Raw genomic sequence first — 19970 nt, forward strand, 5'->3', positions numbered from 1 at the left:
TCACTCCTCTATTGATTTTTCTTGCTTTAAGTCGACAACTTTTCCTTCAATGGCATTGACGAAATAATTTTCAATCGTACCATCTTCAAGCTCTACCTCAACTTGCCAAGTCGGCGCAAACACTTGGTTTTCTGTAAATTGGACGAGTGTTGAATACCCTAACTTCACTTGTTTAATCGTTGAATTTGGACGTAGTTTGCCGCGCGTCGATAAAGAGCTGATCGCTTCAAAAGGTGTTACTAAATCTTTTTTGCGATTGAAGCTGACGAACGCATCCAACATGCGTTGTTCATAACGATACACTTCACCGTCACGATTAAAATATAATTTTAACTGTGCGCTCGGACTATAATAAATCGGTTCGTCAAACACTTGTTGGAATAAAGTCACGGTATGATTTTCTTTATCCACTTCCCAAACCATATACTGCTCGCCCCAGTATACATATTTCTCTAAAAACTCCTCTACTTGATGTAGGTTCCCCGCCGTATTAAAAATAGCATATGGCTTTTCAAGTGATGAACGCAATGTCGTTTCGTTTTCAATCGTTGGAGTTTGTCCTTTTAAGCTTGACGTAATTTCTTCTGTAAATTTTACGATATTCGCTGAAATATAGGATGAATCAAATTCACCTTGTGGTAAAGCATCGTACGTAATATTATCGAGCTTCAATGTTTCGGCAACTGACACAGATCCTAATACTTCAACATTTTTCACTTGATCTTGTTGATTGACGTATAAAGAGTATAAAAAGATATTGACGATAGAAAAGACGATAATAAAAATGGTTTTCGTTTTACCCCAATCCATATCGTGCCACTCCCGTCTCATTTAAATCATAATGATGCCAAACACCGTTCACACTGTAAAACCAAGCAGGAATTAATTTGAAGAGACGATTGTCAAAGTCTGGTTGCATCATGTATCCGACGATGACATCTTCTATCGCTTCTAAATCGACAGTAGGATTCCGTTTCATATGTTCAATCACTTCAACTCCTGAAGGTAAAGTAACTAAGTTGCGTTCAATTAACAACGTCGCATCAAACGTATAGTAAGGGCGTGTATAACGAAATACCCGACCTTCTCCATATTGTTGCACAATTTCCGTCGACACTTTCGTTTCACTATGAACCGGTAAACCTTCAACGAACAATTTAAAACGAGTGTAACGTGTAATTGGGTTCATGTATACGTAACGGTAATCGTCTGTCCAACCTCCGTGTTCATTAATGAAATCGATTGATTGATACAACAATTCGGAAGGTATCGCAATTTCATTACTTTCCGCTGATGGATAGACGTAGTTTAACTGTTTCGTCAGCATATCAACAGTCATTAAAGCATGATTGTCCGCATATTCTTCTTGTACCGAACCGATTTGGCTTCGTCTCACAGCGTTCGGATCAGCGAATAAAGCATCGCGAAAACGAGTAGGTGTTACTTCTTCTTGGTAATATGTGTTTTGATTCACTAACAATTCATTTTGTGGAATCGCTAAGTACGTAATCGTATTGCCTAACACTTTTTCATAAACGTCTAATTCATTCGACCACGTTAAAAAGAAATTTTCTGTACGTTTTAACTGTGGAACCGTTACGGAAGCTGTGTAATAATATTCGTGTTTTCGGTTAATGAAATGCATTTCCATCTCATCTCCCGTACGCGTTACGACGAGGCGATCGAATGTTCCTTCAGGTACATTTCCATCTTGTACAGTAATGATGTTTTCAAAAATTCGGAACGGTACTTCTCCGAAATAATATAATAATAAAGATTGTTCAGCACTCATCAATTCATCGACACGTTCTTTCGTAAACTGTTCACGTTCTAATGTCAAATCGCGAATTGACCAGTCTTTCATCTCTTCTAACAGCTCACTTAACCGTATTTCTTCATGACTCCCTCGCAATACATTATTGCGATAAATAACTTTGTACGGTGTGATGAGCTGTTCAACTTTTTTCTTTTCAGCGATGGAAATATCGATCGTTTTTGCTGAATCTAATGTTTCATGATTTGGTGTGTACGTCCAAATGGTAAAAGTGAGAGCGACACTAATCATTACTAATACGAATAGTACGACCGATTTGATTGTTTCGATATACTTCAATCCCATTCACCATCCTCGTGTTGCTCTAAAGGCAATGTGAAAAAGATCGTCGTTCCTTTTCCTTCTTCACTTTCTGCCCAAATGGTTCCACCATGTGCTTGAATCATCTCTTTCGCAATCGCTAATCCTAGACCAGTGCCCCCCATCGCTCGCGAGCGTGCACGATCTGCTCGGTAGAAGCGATCAAAAATACGCTTGACCATATCTTGAGGGATACCCATTCCTTCATCGGCAATCGAGACGATAATATCATCTTCTGCTTTTTCAATGCCGAAACAAACTGTCCCACCATCAGGTGAATATTTTAAAGCGTTCGAAATAATATTGTCGATCACTTGTGTCATTTTATCCGGGTCAATTTCAACAAATAGCGACTCATCTGTAAATTGACGTTGGAATTGAACATTTTGAGACTTAGAAAATTCAAACCGTTCAATAATTGCACTGAAAAATTTATTAAAATCGACAAATTCTTGATTTAATTCGTATTCTTCACTGTCCATCCGCGACAATTTTAAAAGGTCATTGACGAGACGAATCATCCGCTCCGTTTCAGTTTGTGTGACGTGCAAGAATTTCGGCGCAATTTCTTCGTTTTGCCACGCACCTTCCGCAAGAGCATCTAAGTAACTTCGCATCGTCGTTAACGGAGTGCGAAGTTCATGAGAAACGTTCGAAACGAATTCTCGACGTTCCATATCAATTTTTTCTTGCTCGGTATTGTCATGTATGACCGCAATTAATCCGGTGACGTATCCGGTTTCTCTCTGTGTAACAGAAAATGCCACACGTAAAATATACGGTTCTTCTTCCGTACTAAAGTCGAGTGATAACGACTCTTTCAAATCGATTAAATCTTCAAATGTGTACTCTTTCTCTAAACTGAGCACACTCGTAATCGGACGGTTCAATACGAGCTCTCGCGTCGTGCGCAACATATCTAAAGCAGAATCGTTAATTAAACTCACTCGGCCTTTACGATCCGTCGCAATAACACCATCTGTCATATTGGATAAGACAGACGCTAATTTACGCCGTTCACTTTCCGTCGTCGATTGAGACTCTTGTAATTGATTCGTTAAATGGTTGAAGGCAATTGCTAATTGTCCCATCTCATCATTTCCGTACACTTTAACTTTTCGAGAGAAGTTCCCTTTCGCCATCGCTTGCGCTTGCTTCCGCATATCCGAAATCGGACGGGTAATGGTGCGCGCGATAAATATTCCAATAATGAGTGTAATCGATAATGAGACAGCTGCTCCAACTGCTAAAATGCGGTTAATTTCATCGATTTGTTTATACACTTTTTCAATATTCGACTCGACATATAAAGAGCCGATTACTTCTTCTCCGACGACAATCGGTCTCGTCTGGACGAGAACACGTTTGCCTAGCTTCGGGTCAAGAACAATTTTTGAAGGGGTTTCTGACGTTATTGAACGTTTTAACGTATCGTCTGTTGATCGTTGGCCGACAATCGATTGGTTATCTAACGCCGATGTTGCGACGATGCGATACTTGGAATCGATGACGCGAATTTCATTCATATCTTCCGACGTGAAACTCGAAAGAACGACCCTTAAACTTTGCTCTAATGTTGGGTCGTTTTCTGTTCGTTCTCGGAGCATTTCCTCCCGAACGCTAAATTCAATTAAATTAACTCGATCTTCAATCGAAGTCGTGAAATTACGTTTTAGTGTCTGTTCTAATTCTTTCGCAAAGTATAAACCGATAATTTGCAAAGCGATTAAAATGAGCAAAATGTAAATTAAAACGAACTTCACATGAATCGAGCGAAAAAATGTCACTTTGCGCATTTGTTACTCCTGTTCTGGATCGCGTAAGTAATAACCTACTCCTCGACGCGTCACAATCCATGTCGGATGACTTGGTGTGTCTTCAATTTTCTCTCTCAAACGACGAATGGTGACGTCTACCGTTCGGACATCTCCGAAGTAATCATATCCCCACACCGTCTGCAATAAGTGTTCACGCGTCAACACTTGACCGATTTGTTTCGCTAAATAGTAAAGCAATTCAAATTCACGATGTGTCAATTCAATCGTTTCTCCGCGCTTTGATACTGTATACGCATCTGGTTGAATCGTTAAAGCACCGACTGTAATTTCATTCGTTTCCTCTTCTACTTCTTCCGTCTCTACCTTCATTTGACGACGTAAATTAGCTTTCACTCGTGCGATTAATTCACGTGTTCCAAACGGCTTCGTCACGTAATCATCTGCACCGAGTTCTAAACCTAACACTTTATCAATTTCAGAGTCTTTCGCTGTCAGCATAATGATTGGGAAATCATGCGTTTTGCGAACTTCACGACAAACTTCCATGCCATCACGCTTCGGTAACATAATATCCAACAGCATAATGTCTGGCTGAATTTCTTCTACCTTCTCAAGCGCCTCTTCTCCATCATATGCACAAAATACTTGGAATCCTTCTTTTTTTAAGTTGAATTCTAATATATCTGCGATTGGCTTCTCATCATCGACAACCAATATTTTTTTATCTTGCATCATATAATTTCCTTTCTCAAATAACTATTCTATCTTCTCACTTTATCACTTTTTGACATATTTCGCACGAGAACGCCTTTTATTTCCTTGGAAATAAAAAGAGAATAAGGTGAGTATATCACCTTATTCTCCCGATATTTTTAGCGCAATACAGACAATGGATTCACAAGTGCTCCATTTTTACGAACTTCAAAATGTAAATGAATTCCTGTAGAGCGTCCCGTCGACCCCATCACACCAATTTTCGTTCCTTTTGATACGACTTGACCTGGACGGACTTGAATCGATGATAAGTGGCCATACAATGTTTCATAACCGTTATTGTGGCTAATAACGATATAGTTTCCGTATGTCGGATGTCCTGTTGCAGTTTTGACTGTTCCGTTGTCCGCAGCTAATATCGAACGATTCGATGGACGTGCGATGTCGATCCCTTCATGCATACGTCCCCAACGGTAACCCATACCGCTAGATACGTATCCTCCGACAGCTGGCCAAGCGAACGTACCTGTACCGCGTGAAGGGATTTCTTTCGTACCTACTTTCGTAATTTCTGGAACTGGTTCTGTAATCACTTGTTCATCAGCGATACTTTTCCCTACACGTTCGTCGTTCGATTTTCGAACACGGTTAATGTTCATTTGAACACCATTTTTACCTTGCTGAGTAACCTTTTCTTCGCCTTTTAAAATCGTCGAATCATTTTCTTTCACTTTTTCAAAAGGAATGTCTACTTTTTCTTTTATTTCATACACTTGTTCCACAGTCACTTTCGGTGAATGTCGCTGGATGACAAGTTCTGTCCCTTCTTTTACTTCTTTCGATGGATTCATCGATTGTAAATGGGCAGCCGTTAAATTATGTTTTTCAGCGACTGCTTCCCATGTCGTTTCATCTTGAACGACATATGTTTTTTGTTCGACACCATTTTTTAATTGCTCATACAATTCTTCGTCTGAAATGACCCGCGTCGGAATCGTCGTCGCTGGTTCTGCTACAATTTTATGAGAAAAGTTTAGATTAACGAGTGTAAAACGTTGTTCATTTAATTCAATTTCTCCATCTTGCTCCAGCTTTTTCAAGTCTTCTTCTGACACGTAATCCAATTTCATTTTATGTAACACACGCTGTAACTGTGCTTCATCTTTAACGAACATTGCGCGATAATCGTCTAGCTTTACAACATGCGCTTGTGCTTCTACTGTAAATGCATCGCGTAAGTCTTCCGTCAATTCTTTATTGTTTGCTTTCCCTGTGAATGTCATCTCAGGTACAACTTTTACTTCATCCTCAATGACGTAATGCAAATTAGGATTTTTTTCGTTCGCTTCTACGATTAGTTGTGCTTTCGTTTCTTCAACGAATTTTTCATCAGACACTTTTCCGATGTACTCGTCATTAATATATATATGTTGAATCGATTGTAATTCTTCTTGTTCTGACGCTGCAGTTAAATTAGCAGTAATTGGAGCTGCTACAAGTAAGGCAACAACGAATGCGCCGTTACGAATCGTTTTTTTCCAATTACGACGTTGTTCTTTCATAATTTATATACCCTCCACCATTGTTTCTTCAAATGACACCTTTATAAAAGTATCATATTTTTTTAATATTTCAGCGTTTGTAAACGATTTGTAATGATAATGTAGTATTGCTCCCTGATTTTCCCATAAAAGAAAAAGTCTTTCGTCCTAATAAAGGACGAAAGACTTTAAAAATTACTCGGCGGAGGTTGTTGACTCCAGTCGACATTTAAAAATTTATTATATTCTTTCTTAAAGGCGAGCGTCACTGTTCCCGTCGGACCGTTACGTTGCTTCGCGATAATAATTTCAATCAAGTTTTTATTCTCTGTTTCTTTATCATAATAATCTTCACGATATAAGAAGCTGACGATGTCTGCGTCTTGCTCAATACTCCCAGACTCCCGCAGGTCGGACATCATCGGGCGCTTATCTTGACGTTGTTCGACGCCACGTGATAACTGCGACAAGGCGATGACAGGCACTTCCAACTCACGTGCCAACGCCTTTAAAGAACGCGAAATCTCTGAAACTTCTTGCTGTCGGTTTTCGCCTGAACGACCGCTTCCCATGATAAGTTGCAAATAGTCAATGACGATCATTCCGAGGCCATGTTCTTGTTTTAAACGACGACATTTGGAACGAATTTCGTTGACACGCACTCCAGGAGAATCGTCGATGAAAATTCCAGCATTCGAGAGTGTCCCGATCGCGAGGGAAAGCTTTTTCCAATCTTCATCTTCTAAATCCCCTGTACGTAACGCTTGAGCGTCGATATTTCCTTCCGCACAAAGCATACGCATCACGAGCTGGTCCGCTCCCATCTCCAAACTGAAAATCGCTACATTCTCGTCTGTTTTCGTTGCGACGTTTTGAGCGACGTTGAGCGCAAATGCTGTTTTCCCGACAGAAGGACGAGCGGCAACGATAATTAAATCGTTACGCTGAAATCCAGCTGTAATGCGGTCTAAATCAGTAAATCCTGTCGGAATCCCTGTCACATCACCTTTTTGATTGTGCAATCGCTCAATATTTTCGAACGTATCGACGAGGACGTCCGCAATCGGTTTAAAATCTCCTGCATTTTTGCGACTCGATACTTCCATCATTTTGCGTTCAGCTTCCGCGAGCACTTCTTCTACTTCATCTTCTCGCGTATAGCCGTCATCGATAATCGTCGTTGCGACGCGAATTAATTTGCGCAATAACGACTTTTCTTCGACGATGCGCGCATAATGGTCGATATTGGCTGCCGTAGGAACAGTAGAGGCGAGCTCACCTAAATAACTGAGCCCGCCTACGTTTTCTAATTCATTTGCCGCTTTTAATTCTTCTGTTAAAGTAACGAGGTCAATTGGCTCTCCACGATCGTTCAATACTAACATCGTTTCGAATATTTTTTGATGGGCTACTTTGTAAAAGTCAACCGGCATAATGATTTCAGATGCTGTAATTAACGTTTCCGGCTCCAAAAAAATCGCACCGAGTATCGATTGTTCCGCTTCAATATTATGGGGGGGAACACGATCTAATGGATCCATGAACCGTCACTCCTCTGTTTATTCTTCTGTAACATGCACTTTCATCGTCGCTGTTACTTCTGGATGTAATTTAATTGGAACGTTCGTATAACCTAATGCACGAATCGCATCCGGTAATTCCATTTTACGACGATCCACTTTAATATCTTTTTGTTTTTTCAATGCTTCTGCAATTTGCTTCGTCGTGATAGAACCGAATAGACGGCCCCCCTCACCAGACTTCGCTTTCATTTCTACAGTCGTCTCATCAAGTACTGCTTTCAACTGTTGAGCTTCTTTCAATTCTTCCGCTGCGTCTTTTTGTGCGCGTTTTTTCTGACCTTCTAAACGTGCTAAATTTTGTGGTGTTGCTTCTACTGCTAAATTATTTTTTAATAAAAAGTTTTGTGCATATCCTGGTGATACGTCTTTCACTTCACCTTTTTTACCTTTTCCTTTAACGTCTTGTGTGAAAATTACTTTCATGATTCATTTCCTCCTTCGTCAGTATCCACTAATGCTTCTCGTAATAAACGCTCCGCTTCTTCGACAGAGTCCACTTCTAGTTGGCAGGCAGCATTCGTTAAGTGACCGCCACCACCGAGTTTCTCCATGACGATTTGAACGTTTACGTCTCCGAGAGATCGTGCACTAATTCCTATTTTACCATCTTCTCGCGCCGCAATCACAAATGACGCAACGACACCTAACATCGATAATAAAATGTCTGCGGTTTGAGCGATTAATACTGGTCCATAAATAACGCCAGGTTCACCGGCTACAATCGCAATTCCTTCTTCTGTTACTTGTACTTTCTCAATTAGTTTAGCACGTTTTACGTACGTGTCGATGTCCTCTTTCAATAATCGCTGAACGAGAATCGTATCTGCGCCGTTCATCCGTAAATAAGAAGCTGCTTCGAACGTTCTCGAACCTGTCCGCAATGTGAAGCTTTTCGTATCGACGACAATCCCCGCAAGCATCGCGGTTGATTCTAACATTGTCAGTCGCTCATGCTTCGGTTGATATTCGATCAATTCTGTCACGAGTTCGGCTGTTGATGAAGCGTACGGCTCCATATAGACGAGCATCGCATCATCAATGAAATCTTCTCCGCGACGATGATGGTCGATGAGGACAATTTTGTCCGCTTTTTGAAGCACTCGCTCATCGATCACTAAACTTGGCTTATGCGTATCGACAACTGTCAGTAAAGAACGTTCTGTCATCATCGATAACGCCGTATCTGGATCGATGAAGTGCGCATACAATTCTTCATCTTTTTCAATTTCTTTCATTAGGCGAAGTACGCTCGCATCCAATTGATTGAAGTCCATGACGACATATCCTTCAATATTGTTCATGCGCGCCATTTTCCTCACACCGATTGCAGCTCCTATCGCGTCCATATCCGGCATTTTATGCCCCATGACAAATACTTGGTCACTTCCTTGAATTAAATCGCGTAGTGCATGCGAGATGACCCTTGCACGCACTCTCGTACGCTTCTCCACTGGATTCGTTTTTCCACCGAAAAATTTAAGCTTACCGTCTGTATTTTTAATCGCGACTTGGTCACCACCTCGACCGAGCACGAGATCTAAACTCGATTGTGCTAATTCACCGAGCTCGATTAAAGTGGATTCACCAGTTCCGATTCCGATGCTCAATGTTAACCCTGCAGATTCTTCTTTCGTTTTCTCACGAATATCATCTAAAATCGCAAATTTTGATTCTTCTAAATCAGACAAAATGCGCTCATTTAAAACTAAAAAGAAACGATCTGAAGCGATGCGCTTCATGAAAATATGATGTTGGAGTGCCCATTCGTTTAATAAAGATGTGACGTGAGAATTCATCTGACTTTTCGTTTGATCGTCCATTCGCTGTGCTAACTCATCATAGTTATCAATCAATAAAATACCGAGCACAGTCTGTTCTGCTTCGTAACGAGACTCGACTTCGCGACTTTGTGTCACATCAAAAATGTAAAACAAACGATCTTCTTGTTTATATTCGATATCGAAATAGCGCTCGCCAATTAATATTTGTCGCGCTTCCACTTGTTCTTTTTGAACGATATTCCATAATGGTTTCGCTTCTTGTTCCAACGATTTTCCGATTAAAGATTCCATCTCAAAAATGTGACTAGCGTACGCGTTTGCCCATTCGACATCATTTTGTTCATCCAATAACACAATTCCAATTGGCATTTGCAATAAAGCTTCTTCTCCAACACGCTTCATCCGGTACGAAATCGATTGAATTTTCTCTTCTGTTTCTAAATAATCCTGTTCCTCTACACGCCAAATCATACCGATTAAAACGACGAAGAGTACAGTGAATATAAAACCGATCCAAAAATGAAAAGTGAATAGCGCAATCGCCGCAATGACACCTAACAAAGTCATCGCAGCGAGCGGATAACGGATCAATCGTTTTCGAAATTGCGAGTTCATAAATATCATCTCCTCTTATTTTCCGATTTTGCGATCAACCCAGCTTCTCAATTGAATCCCCGTATCTAATATTCCTATAATTACCGTAATGGAGTTGAAAAACACTGCAACCATTCCCGATAAAACAATTAAAATCATCGGCAATTGTACTTTCTTTAGAGCGTAAACGATAAAGGATATCCCTTGTAATAAAAATAATATACGGAAAATATTCATCGCATTTAAAATCATTAAATGAGATGAAGAACCGAGATCAGATGATTGTAAAAATGACATCAATAATAAAATCCCGTACAAGACGACTGTAATCATCGGTAATTTCATCGATGAAAATGGTTGGAAACGTGGAAATACAAATCCAAATACCGCTTTTTTACCGAAGAAATATGCAATATTTAAAGATAAAAATGCTAAAATAACAATTCCGACGATCGCATACGTCGGTAAACTGAAATTATACATTAAAAAGACAGATTGAATCGCTTGTTCCATCGTTCCTGTCTCATCTAACGGAGCGAATAATTGAATGATTCGACGCTCTTGTGTATGTAAAAAATCTTGGACCCATTCGATTGCGTTCACGTGTAAAACGAGTACAGATAGTACGTACTGTAATACGAGAGCTACTAATAACGTAATAGATGCTGCGTTCCATACAGCGAGCTTCGATTTTCGGTACAACGTAGTCTCACCGATCATGTAACCCATCGCCATAAACGCGATGGACGTCATCCCTAATTGAAGGGGAGCGATCACTATTGTGAGTAAAGATAATATGAGTAAATAAATCATTCCACCCTGTCTCTTACTGCTCATTCGAATCAGCATGAGAGGGAAAGGAATGAATAGAAGTGCAAGCATCCCATAAAAAGGTACGTAACCGACAATGCCGACAAGCAACAATGTCAAAATGGAATACACTGACTTCTGAATCGTAAATGACATAACGACACTCCTTCAATGCAAACTTTCAAAAAATACCTTCTCCAATTGTATCACGTTTTTCATTTTGTAATCAAAAGGTTTCGTTAGCTTCTCACAATACACAAAAAAGAGCTTTCCGCATAGGGAAAGCTCTTTTTCATTATATACTTATTAACGCTCTTCAGAAACGAATGGAAGTAAAGCCATAATACGTGCACGTTTAATTGCTGTAGTCAATTTACGTTGGTATTTAGCGCTAGTTCCAGTTACGCGACGTGGTAAAATTTTACCGCGTTCTGAGATGAACTTTTTAAGTAAGTCTGTGTCTTTGTAGTCGATGTGTGTAATGTTATTTGAAGTGAAATAACATACTTTACGACGACGACGACCTCCGCGACGTGGTGCCATGCAAAACTCCTCCTTCCTTCACTCCATATCAAACATTGAACTAGAATGGTAAATCGTCGTCAGTAACTTCGATTGGACCATCGTTCGATGCGAATGGATTATCATTTGTATTCGTATAATTTTGTTCGTTCGGTTGTTGGAAAGACGGCTGTTGATTCTGATTAAAGTTGCTTTGCTGATTTTGGTATCCGTAATTTTGGTTGCCACCGAAGTTATTCGGAGCTCCTCCACCATAGTTCGGTGCTTGACCGCCCGATTCCGGACGATTTTGCGTCGCGCTACGTGGCTCTAAAAATTGAACACTATCTGCAACAACTTCCGTCATAAAGACGCGTTGACCATCTTTTCCGTCAAAACTACTCGTTTGAATGCGTCCATCTACGCCAGCTAAGCTGCCTTTTCTCAAGAAGTTAGCGATGTTCTCAGCTTGTTTGCGCCATGCGACACAGTTAATAAAGTCTGCTTCACGCTCACCTTGTTGATTCGTAAATGTACGATTCACCGCTAAAGTAAAACGGACTACCGCAATTCCTGATTGGGTATATTTCAATTCAGGATCCTTCGTCAAACGACCGACAAGTACAACACGGTTGATCATATCAGAGTACAGCCCCTTTCATTTTATTGAAAACTTGCAAAATTAAGCGTCAATACGTACTGCCATGTGGCGGATGATATTTTCGTTAATGTTCGCAAGACGTGTGAATTCTTCAATAGCAGCACCGTCAGCGTTAGCTGTTACGAGCTGGTAGTATCCTTCACGTAAGTCATCGATTTCGTAAGCTAAGCGGCGTTTGCCCCATTCTTTCGACTCGATGATTTCAGCACCTTCACCAGTTAAAACAGCATCGAAACGCTCGATTAAAGCTTTGCGTGCTTCATCTTCAACTGTTGGGCGAATAATGTACATAATTTCGTACTTTTTCATCATTTGTCACCTCCTCATGGACTTTGGTCTACAATAGATGTAGACAAGGAGTAAGTATATGTATACTCACATCAACTTACTATACCATGATTTTATTCATGTGACAATTGATTTCATTATTTATTTTTAGGAGTGATCAGGATGAAGCAACCGGATGCCATCATCGAACTTAATCTACCTGAAGTCGCAAAGCAAAGTTTATGGATTACGCTCGGGTCGCTATTGTTTTTAATTGTGGTGGATTACATATTGTATGGAACGTGGATTTTTTCTTTTTCATGGTCAGGACTGTTCTTAACGGTGATTGGATATATTGTATTAATCGCCTTACATGAATTTTTTCACTTACTCGGATTTCGACTGTTCGGAGGCGTCCCTTGGAAAAAGATGCAGTTCGGTTTAAATTTAGAGCTCGGTGTCGCATATGCGACGATGGATCAATTGCTGACAAATCGTGCGATGCGCGCAGCACTATTACTTCCGTTTTGGACGACCGGTGTCATTCCAGCTCTCCTCGGCCTTTATTGGCAAAGCGGTGTATTGTACATACTCGCCGCTTTATTAATAGGAGGAGCAGCAGGAGACTTTGCAATGTATGCACAATTGAGAAAATATCCACAAAATGCACTCATTCAAGATGACTCACAAGAGCCTAAACTGTATGTTTATCAACAGTTAGCTGTGGACGATGTGGATGATTCATGAAAAAAGTCGATAACTTTAAGAATATTCTAAAGTTATCGACATCTTATGCACATATTGTGGATTATACGTTGAAACGGAACAACATAACGTCGCCGTCTTTCACTTCGTATTCTTTTCCTTCGAGGCGAACTTTTCCTGCTTCTTTCGCTGCAGTCATTGAACCCGCTTCTAATAAATCATCATAAGCTACTGTTTCTGCACGGATGAATCCTTTTTCGAAGTCCGTATGGATGATTCCCGCACATTGTGGTGCTTTCATTCCTTTACGGAATGTCCACGCACGCACTTCTTGTACGCCTGCTGTAAAGTAAGTTGCTAAGCCGAGAAGATCGTATGTCGCACGAATTAATTGGTCTAAACCTGATTCTTCAATGCCGAGCTCTTCTAAAAACATCTCTTTCTCGTCATCTTCTAATTCAGCCATTTCTTCTTCGATTTTCGCACAGACGACAATTACTTCTGCTCCGTCTTCTTTTGCGAAGTCACGTACTTTTTGGACGTATTCGTTATTTGAAACATCGGCAATTTCATCTTCCGAAACGTTCGCTACGTAAAGCATCGGTTTGATCGTTAATAAGTGCATACCACGAATCAATTCAAACTCTTCTTTCGAAAGTTCAACCGAACGTGCTGGATGTCCTTCTTCAAACGCTTCTTTTAATTTCGTTAATGGAATTTCTTCTGCCATCGCATCTTTATCTTTTTGTTTCGCCATTTTCGTCACGCGCTCTAAACGTTTTGAAACACTTTCTAAGTCCGCTAAAATGAGCTCTAAGTTGATCACTTCAATATCAGATAAAGGATCGACCTTCCCTGATACGTGTGTAATATTTTCATCTGCGAAACAACGAACGACTTGACAAATTGCATCTACTTCACGAATGTGAGAGAGGAATTTATTTCCAAGTCCTTCTCCTTTACTCGCTCCTTCTACAATCCCTGCGATATCTGTAAACTCAAATGCAGTCGGTACCGTTTTTTTCGGTTCTACTAACTCTGTTAATTTATTTAAACGTTCGTCAGGTACTTCAACGATTCCTACGTTCGGGTCAATTGTACAGAACGGGTAGTTCGCTGCTTCAGCTCCAGCTTTTGTAATCGCATTAAACAATGTTGATTTTCCTACGTTTGGAAGACCAACGATTCCAGCTGTTAAAGCCATGCCATTCCACAACCTTTCTTATTTTTCCGGTTCTTTTTCAACTCTTCTATTATATGGATAAACCCTACTCTTGTCTATCTTTACTCCGCTTGGCGAAGTACTTTCTTCATTTTTTTCTGAAATTCATTTCGTGGAAGCATGACGCTATGATCGCATCCTTGACATTTTATGCGAATATCCGCTCCCATTCGAATAATTTTCCATTCATTCGTACCACACGGATGTGGCTTTTTCATCGCTACTACATCATTCAATTCAAATGTCTTTTCGCTCATCGTTTACATTCTCCTTTTGCTGATAAATCACCATTTTTTGATACGGAATTTCAATTCCTTCCTCGTCAAATAACTCTTTAATTTCAGCTCTCATACGACGTGCTAAACCGTGCTGCATCATCGGTTGTGTTTCAACAGTTACACGTAACACAATTTCAGAAGCTGCTAAGTTTTGAACACCGACAAATTGTGCTGGCGCGACTATTTCGGGATATTCTTCTTCCGTCATGCGCTCTAAATAATCAGTGAGCACTCGCTCTGCATGCGCAATATTCGTCTCGTACGATATGCCGATATCTAAAATGGCTAAAGAATTGCGCACAGAATAATTCACCACTTCCGAGATAATTCCGTTCGGAATGATGTGAACTTCTCCTCCGTAAGCGGCTACTTTCGTCGTACGAAGTCCTATTTCTTCTACAGTTCCTGTCGCTTGTCCAATTTGAACGTAATCTCCTACCGAAAACTGATCTTCAAATAAAATAAAGAATCCAGTAATGACATCACGCACTAAGTTTTGCGCTCCGAAACCGACAGCGAGTCCAAGTACCCCGGCCCCTGCAAGTAATCCCTTTACCCCGATTCCAAATTCATCTAATATCGCTAAAATCGCAGCGAAATAGACGACATAGGAGACGGTATTTTCTAGCAATAGTAACAATGTGCGTTCTCGTCTTTCCGAACGTCTAATCGGCCCTTTATACTTAATCGCAAACATGCGACGAATAATTACTTTAGCTACCCGAACGACGACATAAGATAATATCGCAATGAGAATGACACGAATCGAAATACGCGTCAGCCCTTCCCATGTTTCTGGGCTAAATAAAAACTCCTCCACTTGTACATAATCTTCCTTTAATTCCTCGGTTAACGTAGGCTCTTCTGTTATGGCCATAAAATCCTCCTTACGATTCTTGCTTTATTAGTTGTAGTATACGTTCTAAATCTTCATCTGTCATAAATTCAATTTCAATTTTCCCGCGATTGTTTGACTGTTTAATTTGAACTTTCGTGCCAAAAAACTGCTCTAATTGGCGCTCTTCACTTTCAATAAAAATATTGCGAGGTGTCGCTTTTTTTGTTTCATGTGAAACATCTTCGTTAAGTTGCTGTACTTTCTTTTCGATTTGACGAACGTTCCAGTAATGATGGACGGCTTGTTCGGCGAGTAGTTCCATTTGGGATCGGTTTTTCAACCCTAAAAGAGCTCGGCCATGTCCATTTGATAATTGCCCATCGATTAACAGTTGCTGTACAGTTTCTGGTAAATTTAAAAGTCTCAACATATTCGCAACGTAAGGACGACTCTTTCCAACTCGCTTCGCTAAATCACTCTGTTTTAAATCCAATGCTGTTGCTAGTTTTTCATATGCTTGCGCCTCTTCAATCGGATTTAAATTTGTCCGCTGCAAATTTTCTAATAGAGCATATTCCATCGATTCGACATCTGTAATTTCTCTAATGATGGCGGGTATATGCTGATGTCCAGCAAGTTGTGTCGCTCGTAAACGGCGTTCTCCTGCAACGAGTTCATAACGTCCTTCCTTACGACGAACGATGATCGGTTGAATGACCCCAGATTGATCAATTGATTGAGATAGTTCCGTTAATTGCTCATCATCAAATTGCTGTCTCGGTTGATACGGATTCGCATCAATTTGAGAAACTGGAATATGTTTGAATTGATCGGTCTCTTCCACGGTCGTTTCTCCAAAAATTGCTTGTAATCCTGATTTACTTGTCGTTTTCATTAATTTCACATCCTCACTCATTCATCACTTTCTTTCAGTGTATCAAATCATGCTACTTTACAAAAAGAAAAGAAAAAAGAGCGGAATAATTTCTCCACTCTTTTTCCATTTTTATTTTTTCTTCGGAATTTTCACCATGACGACGTAATGATCGTCTTCTTCTACTTCTTCCGTTTCTACTTCAATTCCACTCTTTGTGATGAGTTGAACGGATTGCTTCAATGTATTTAATGCGATGCGGACATCTTTGCTAATGACTTTCACACGAGGTTTCTTTTTCTTCGGTGGTGCTTCAACTTCAGCTGTTAAAAGCGTAATTTGTTCTTCGAGTTGTTTAACGCTCCACTGTTCTTCTAATAAACGAGTTAACATATTTAGCTGCTGTTCCTCATCTTTTACACGAAGTAAAGCGCGCGCATGACGTTCTGTAATTTGTTTGTTTAAAATCGTCTCTTGAATACGCTCTGGCAACTTCAGAAGGCGAAGCTTGTTCGCAATTGTCGACTGACTCTTCCCTAAACGTTGTGCTAATGCTTCTTGCGTCAATTGGTGGAGCTCTAACAATTGCGCATAAGCATGTGCTTCTTCTATAGCTGTCAGTTGTTCACGTTGTAAGTTTTCAATTAACGCGACTGAAGCGACTTCACGATCGTCCATTTTGCGAACGAGTGCTGGTACTTCATTCCATCCGAGATGTTGCATCGCGCGAAAGCGTCTCTCTCCAGCGACAATTTCATAGCGTTCGTCTACTTTTCGCAAGACGATCGGCTGGATGACGCCGTGTGTATGAATCGTAAGAGCTAATTCTTCAATCTTCTCTTGTGAAAAAACAGTACGCGGCTGATAACGGTTCGGATCGATTAATTCAATCGCAATTTGTTCGACACCTTCTTTGACCTCTTCCTCTTCTTTATTCGAAGAGCCAAACAAGCGGGCAAAAGTATTTTTCATGGCGACTCAACACCTGCTTTCATCAATTTATCATAAAGGAGATTTATTCGGCGTGCCTGGTTTTCTCGGATATTTTTTCGGCGTCACTTTCACTTTATCGAAAACATAAAGTGTACGTTCACTATCTTCTTCAGGTAACTCAAAGTCGAACTGTTCTACTAATTCTACACCGAGTATGTTCAAGGCACTTTTCGCATCGATTAACTCTTCAGGGCCTGCTGCACCTTTCATCGCTACAAATTGTCCTCCCTTTTTCACAAGAGGAACACATAGCTCAGACAATACAGATAAACGTGCTACAGCGCGTGCTGTCACTAAATCAAATTGTTCACGATACGCTTTATTTTTCCCGAATTCTTCCGCTCTCGCATGAACGAAATGAACGTTTTCTAATTGAAGCTCATCTGCTAAATGGTTTAAAAATGTAATGCGTTTATTTAAAGAATCCACAATCGTCAATTCAATGTGTGGATAACAAATTTTGAGTGGGATACTCGGAAAACCCGCTCCCGCTCCGACATCACAAACGGTCATCTCTTTTGAAAAATCAACGTAAAACGCTGCAGAAATCGAATCATAAAAATGTTTTAAATAAACAGATGGTTCATCCGTAATCGCTGTTAAATTCATCTTTTCGTTCCACTCGACAAGCTCCGTAAAGTAAGTGCGAAACTGTTCAATTTGTCGCTCGCTCAAGTCGATTCCTTTCGCGCGCAACGCTTCGATAAACTGTTGTTCATTCATAAAAGTTATAGCCTCCCAAATTTATGTACATATGCAAAGCGTGAGAAACGAGTCCTCACGCTCCGCTCATCATTCATTCGATACTTTGGCAATCTTTCCTTGTTCAATATAAATAAGCAAGATGGAAATATCCGCTGGGTTTACCCCTGGAATACGGGATGCTTGTGCAATCGAGCGCGGACGTACTTCTTTCAAAATAGCACGCGCTTCATGTGCAATATTCGCTACTGCATCGTAATCGATATTTTCTGGAATGATTTTATTCTCTAGCTTTTTCATTTTATCGACTTGTTGAAGTGATTTTTTAATATAGCCTTCATATTTTGTAAAGATTTCAATTTGCTCCGCGACTTGTTCATCTACCGGAGTATCAGCAGGCACAATTTTTTCAATATGCGCATACATCACTTCTGGTCGCTTCAATAAGTCGATCGCTTTTAGCGGTTCTTTAATCGGTGTACTGTTCGCTTCTGCTAAAACAGCTTGCACTTCTTCTGTCGGTTTTACCGTCACTTGTGCTAAACGTTCTAATTCTTCTTGAATTTGACGTTTCTTCTCGGTAAATTGTGCATAACGTTGTGGACGAATTAAACCGATCTCATGTCCCAGCTCTGTCAAACGCATATCCGCATTATCGTGGCGCAATAATAGACGATATTCTGCACGCGATGTTAAGAGTCGATACGGTTCTAACGTTCCTTTTGTGACGAGATCATCGATTAAAACGCCAATATACGCTTCATCGCGTCCTAAAATGACTTCTTCTTTCCCTAAGACGCGGCTCGCTGCGTTAATCCCTGCCATTAACCCTTGAGCTGCCGCTTCTTCATAACCGCTCGTGCCGTTAATTTGGCCCGCTGTGTATAAGTTTTTAATTTTTTTCGTTTCCAATGTTGGCCACAATTGTGTCGGTACGATCGCATCGTACTCGATCGCATAACCCGCACGCATAATTTCCGCATTTTCTAAACCAGGTACACTCGCCACTAATTGGCGTTGAACATGTTCAGGTAAACTTGTTGAAAGTCCTTGTACATATACTTCATTCGTATTGCGTCCTTCTGGTTCTAAAAAGACTTGGTGACGCCCTTTATCCGCAAAGCGAACGATTTTATCTTCAATCGATGGGCAGTAACTCGGTCCGCGGCCTTTAATCATTCCTGAATACATCGGTGCTAAATGTAAATTATCATTGATTAATTGATGGGTTAAAGGTGTCGTATACGTCAACCAACAAGGCAGTTGATCCATGATGTACTCTGTCGTTTCATAACTGAATGCACGTGGTACATCGTCACCTGGTTGAATTTCTGTTTTGCTGTAGTCGATCGTCTTACTATTCAAACGTGGCGGTGTTCCCGTTTTAAAACGAACGACATCGAACCCGAGACTTTCCAAGCTTTCTGCTAATTTCACAGATGGCATTTGGTTATTCGGTCCGCTGGAGTAACGTAAATCACCGATGACGATTTCTCCACGTAAAAATGTTCCTGTCGTAATGATGACCGTTTTCGCACGATAAATGGCACCAATATGCGTGATAATTCCTTTCACTTCATCGTCTTCCACAATCAACTCATCGACGACTGCTTGACGCAATGTTAAGTTGTCTGTCGTTTCGATTAATTTTTTCATTTCAGATTGATACGTCACTTTATCCGCTTGCGCACGTAAAGCACGTACAGCTGGACCTTTTCCTGTGTTTAACATACGCATTTGAATGTGGGAGCGGTCGATAATTTTACCCATCGCGCCTCCTAATGCGTCGATTTCTCGAACGACGATTCCTTTCGCTGGTCCCCCAAGTGATGGGTTACACGGCATGAAAGCAATCATATCTAAATTCATCGTTAAAAGAAGTGTATCCACTCCTCGATTCGCTGCTGCTAATGCTGCTTCTGCTCCGGCATGTCCTGCTCCGATGACGATACAATCATAAGTGCCTGCTTCAAACTGGCCCATGTTCGTTCATC

Annotated in this window: 20 protein-coding genes; 1 reads left to right on the forward strand and 19 read right to left on the reverse strand. The window is 40.5% G+C overall.

The window, feature by feature from the left end; genetic code table 11:
* The 12 genes from ACFQ0V_RS03015 to rpsF all read right to left on the reverse strand — a co-directional run bounded on the left by ACFQ0V_RS03015 (position 1) and on the right by rpsF (position 12406).
* A complete protein-coding gene (locus ACFQ0V_RS03015) occupies positions 1–810 on the reverse strand; it encodes a two-component system regulatory protein YycI (protein ID WP_381009476.1) in 810 nt (269 codons plus the stop codon).
* The gene (locus ACFQ0V_RS03020) at positions 797–2119 is read right to left on the reverse strand and encodes a YycH family regulatory protein (RefSeq protein ID WP_381009478.1); all 1323 of its coding nucleotides are present in this window, start codon (positions 2117–2119) and stop codon (positions 797–799) included. The genes ACFQ0V_RS03015 and ACFQ0V_RS03020 overlap by 14 nt, the downstream gene beginning before the upstream one ends.
* Entirely contained in the window at positions 2110–3930 is a 1821-nt protein-coding gene (gene walK, locus ACFQ0V_RS03025) for a cell wall metabolism sensor histidine kinase WalK (RefSeq protein ID WP_381009481.1), read from the reverse strand. Before walK ends, ACFQ0V_RS03020 begins: the two co-directional genes overlap by 10 nt.
* Before the next feature lie 3 nt (positions 3931–3933).
* On the reverse strand, positions 3934–4644 hold the full coding sequence (gene yycF, locus ACFQ0V_RS03030) for a response regulator YycF (protein ID WP_381009484.1): 711 nt from the start codon (positions 4642–4644) through the stop codon (positions 3934–3936).
* A 140-nt stretch (positions 4645–4784) separates the two neighbouring features.
* Complete coding sequence (locus ACFQ0V_RS03035; protein ID WP_381009487.1) at positions 4785–6188, reverse strand: M23 family metallopeptidase; 1404 nt, start codon at positions 6186–6188, stop codon at positions 4785–4787.
* 167 nt (positions 6189–6355) lie between these two features.
* Positions 6356–7708 (reverse strand): replicative DNA helicase, encoded by a 1353-nt coding sequence (gene dnaB / locus ACFQ0V_RS03040; protein WP_381009490.1) that lies wholly within the window; start codon positions 7706–7708, stop codon positions 6356–6358.
* Between the two features lie 18 nt (positions 7709–7726).
* Positions 7727–8173: a 50S ribosomal protein L9 gene (gene rplI / locus ACFQ0V_RS03045; protein ID WP_381009492.1), complete on the reverse strand. Its 447-nt coding sequence runs from the start codon at positions 8171–8173 to the stop codon at positions 7727–7729.
* Positions 8170–10146 carry a DHH family phosphoesterase gene (locus ACFQ0V_RS03050; protein WP_381009495.1) on the reverse strand — a complete coding sequence of 659 codons (1977 nt, stop codon included), beginning with the start codon at positions 10144–10146 and terminating at the stop codon, positions 8170–8172. Before ACFQ0V_RS03050 ends, rplI begins: the two co-directional genes overlap by 4 nt.
* A 15-nt stretch (positions 10147–10161) precedes the next feature.
* Positions 10162–11091 (reverse strand): DUF2232 domain-containing protein, encoded by a 930-nt coding sequence (locus tag ACFQ0V_RS03055; protein ID WP_381009498.1) that lies wholly within the window; start codon positions 11089–11091, stop codon positions 10162–10164.
* Between the two features lie 150 nt (positions 11092–11241).
* Entirely contained in the window at positions 11242–11478 is a 237-nt protein-coding gene (gene rpsR / locus ACFQ0V_RS03060) for a 30S ribosomal protein S18 (protein ID WP_194563608.1), read from the reverse strand.
* Between the two features lie 40 nt (positions 11479–11518).
* Entirely contained in the window at positions 11519–12076 is a 558-nt protein-coding gene (gene ssb / locus ACFQ0V_RS03065; RefSeq protein WP_381009503.1) for a single-stranded DNA-binding protein, read from the reverse strand.
* A gap of 42 nt (positions 12077–12118) precedes the next feature.
* The gene (rpsF, locus tag ACFQ0V_RS03070) at positions 12119–12406 is read right to left on the reverse strand and encodes a 30S ribosomal protein S6 (RefSeq protein WP_194563629.1); all 288 of its coding nucleotides are present in this window, start codon (positions 12404–12406) and stop codon (positions 12119–12121) included.
* A 141-nt stretch (positions 12407–12547) separates the two neighbouring features.
* Between rpsF and ACFQ0V_RS03075 the strand changes: the two genes are divergently transcribed.
* Positions 12548–13111 (forward strand): DUF3267 domain-containing protein, encoded by a 564-nt coding sequence (locus ACFQ0V_RS03075; RefSeq protein ID WP_381009506.1) that lies wholly within the window; start codon positions 12548–12550, stop codon positions 13109–13111.
* A 61-nt stretch (positions 13112–13172) separates the two neighbouring features.
* On the opposite strand, the gene ychF is transcribed toward ACFQ0V_RS03075, so the two are convergent.
* The 7 genes from ychF to mnmG all read right to left on the reverse strand — a co-directional run bounded on the left by ychF (position 13173) and on the right by mnmG (position 19959).
* Entirely contained in the window at positions 13173–14273 is a 1101-nt protein-coding gene (ychF, locus tag ACFQ0V_RS03080) for a redox-regulated ATPase YchF (protein WP_381009510.1), read from the reverse strand.
* 80 nt (positions 14274–14353) lie between these two features.
* Entirely contained in the window at positions 14354–14548 is a 195-nt protein-coding gene (locus ACFQ0V_RS03085; RefSeq protein ID WP_194563612.1) for a DUF951 domain-containing protein, read from the reverse strand.
* On the reverse strand, positions 14529–15446 hold the full coding sequence (locus tag ACFQ0V_RS03090; RefSeq protein WP_381009514.1) for a mechanosensitive ion channel family protein: 918 nt from the start codon (positions 15444–15446) through the stop codon (positions 14529–14531). Before ACFQ0V_RS03090 ends, ACFQ0V_RS03085 begins: the two co-directional genes overlap by 20 nt.
* A 10-nt stretch (positions 15447–15456) precedes the next feature.
* Positions 15457–16302 (reverse strand): ParB/RepB/Spo0J family partition protein, encoded by an 846-nt coding sequence (locus ACFQ0V_RS03095; protein WP_381009517.1) that lies wholly within the window; start codon positions 16300–16302, stop codon positions 15457–15459.
* 111 nt (positions 16303–16413) lie between these two features.
* Entirely contained in the window at positions 16414–17253 is an 840-nt protein-coding gene (gene noc, locus ACFQ0V_RS03100) for a nucleoid occlusion protein (protein WP_381009520.1), read from the reverse strand.
* A gap of 30 nt (positions 17254–17283) precedes the next feature.
* On the reverse strand, positions 17284–17997 hold the full coding sequence (gene rsmG, locus ACFQ0V_RS03105; RefSeq protein ID WP_381009523.1) for a 16S rRNA (guanine(527)-N(7))-methyltransferase RsmG: 714 nt from the start codon (positions 17995–17997) through the stop codon (positions 17284–17286).
* A 69-nt stretch (positions 17998–18066) separates the two neighbouring features.
* Complete coding sequence (gene mnmG / locus ACFQ0V_RS03110; protein ID WP_381009526.1) at positions 18067–19959, reverse strand: tRNA uridine-5-carboxymethylaminomethyl(34) synthesis enzyme MnmG; 1893 nt, start codon at positions 19957–19959, stop codon at positions 18067–18069.
* Positions 19960–19970 lie beyond the last annotated feature (11 nt).

It is taken from the genome of Savagea faecisuis, from assembly GCF_042675605.1.
GTDB lineage: Bacteria > Bacillota > Bacilli > Bacillales_A > Planococcaceae > Savagea > Savagea faecisuis.

Bases quoted from the DNA above. Each gene is read 5' to 3' on its own strand.
- mnmG (WP_381009526.1), bottom strand. From the start codon at position 19,959: ATGGGCCAGTTTGAAGCAGGCACTTATGATTGTATCGTCATCGGAGCA.
- walK (WP_381009481.1), bottom strand. From the start codon at position 3,930: ATGCGCAAAGTGACATTTTTTCGCTCGATTCATGTGAAGTTCGTTTTA.
- ssb (WP_381009503.1), bottom strand. From the start codon at position 12,076: ATGATCAACCGTGTTGTACTTGTCGGTCGTTTGACGAAGGATCCTGAA.
- rpsF (WP_194563629.1), bottom strand. From the start codon at position 12,406: ATGAAAAAGTACGAAATTATGTACATTATTCGCCCAACAGTTGAAGAT.
- ACFQ0V_RS03020 (WP_381009478.1), bottom strand. From the start codon at position 2,119: ATGGGATTGAAGTATATCGAAACAATCAAATCGGTCGTACTATTCGTA.
- ACFQ0V_RS03035 (WP_381009487.1), bottom strand. From the start codon at position 6,188: ATGAAAGAACAACGTCGTAATTGGAAAAAAACGATTCGTAACGGCGCA.
- ACFQ0V_RS03050 (WP_381009495.1), bottom strand. From the start codon at position 10,146: ATGAACTCGCAATTTCGAAAACGATTGATCCGTTATCCGCTCGCTGCG.
- ACFQ0V_RS03015 (WP_381009476.1), bottom strand. From the start codon at position 810: ATGGATTGGGGTAAAACGAAAACCATTTTTATTATCGTCTTTTCTATC.
- ychF (WP_381009510.1), bottom strand. From the start codon at position 14,273: ATGGCTTTAACAGCTGGAATCGTTGGTCTTCCAAACGTAGGAAAATCA.
- ACFQ0V_RS03090 (WP_381009514.1), bottom strand. From the start codon at position 15,446: ATGGCCATAACAGAAGAGCCTACGTTAACCGAGGAATTAAAGGAAGAT.
- rpsR (WP_194563608.1), bottom strand. From the start codon at position 11,478: ATGGCACCACGTCGCGGAGGTCGTCGTCGTCGTAAAGTATGTTATTTC.
- ACFQ0V_RS03055 (WP_381009498.1), bottom strand. From the start codon at position 11,091: ATGTCATTTACGATTCAGAAGTCAGTGTATTCCATTTTGACATTGTTG.
- ACFQ0V_RS03085 (WP_194563612.1), bottom strand. From the start codon at position 14,548: ATGAGCGAAAAGACATTTGAATTGAATGATGTAGTAGCGATGAAAAAG.
- yycF (WP_381009484.1), bottom strand. From the start codon at position 4,644: ATGCAAGATAAAAAAATATTGGTTGTCGATGATGAGAAGCCAATCGCA.
- ACFQ0V_RS03095 (WP_381009517.1), bottom strand. From the start codon at position 16,302: ATGAAAACGACAAGTAAATCAGGATTACAAGCAATTTTTGGAGAAACG.
- rplI (WP_381009492.1), bottom strand. From the start codon at position 8,173: ATGAAAGTAATTTTCACACAAGACGTTAAAGGAAAAGGTAAAAAAGGT.
- dnaB (WP_381009490.1), bottom strand. From the start codon at position 7,708: ATGGATCCATTAGATCGTGTTCCCCCCCATAATATTGAAGCGGAACAA.
- noc (WP_381009520.1), bottom strand. From the start codon at position 17,253: ATGAAAAATACTTTTGCCCGCTTGTTTGGCTCTTCGAATAAAGAAGAG.
- rsmG (WP_381009523.1), bottom strand. From the start codon at position 17,997: ATGAATGAACAACAGTTTATCGAAGCGTTGCGCGCGAAAGGAATCGAC.
- ACFQ0V_RS03075 (WP_381009506.1), top strand. From the start codon at position 12,548: ATGAAGCAACCGGATGCCATCATCGAACTTAATCTACCTGAAGTCGCA.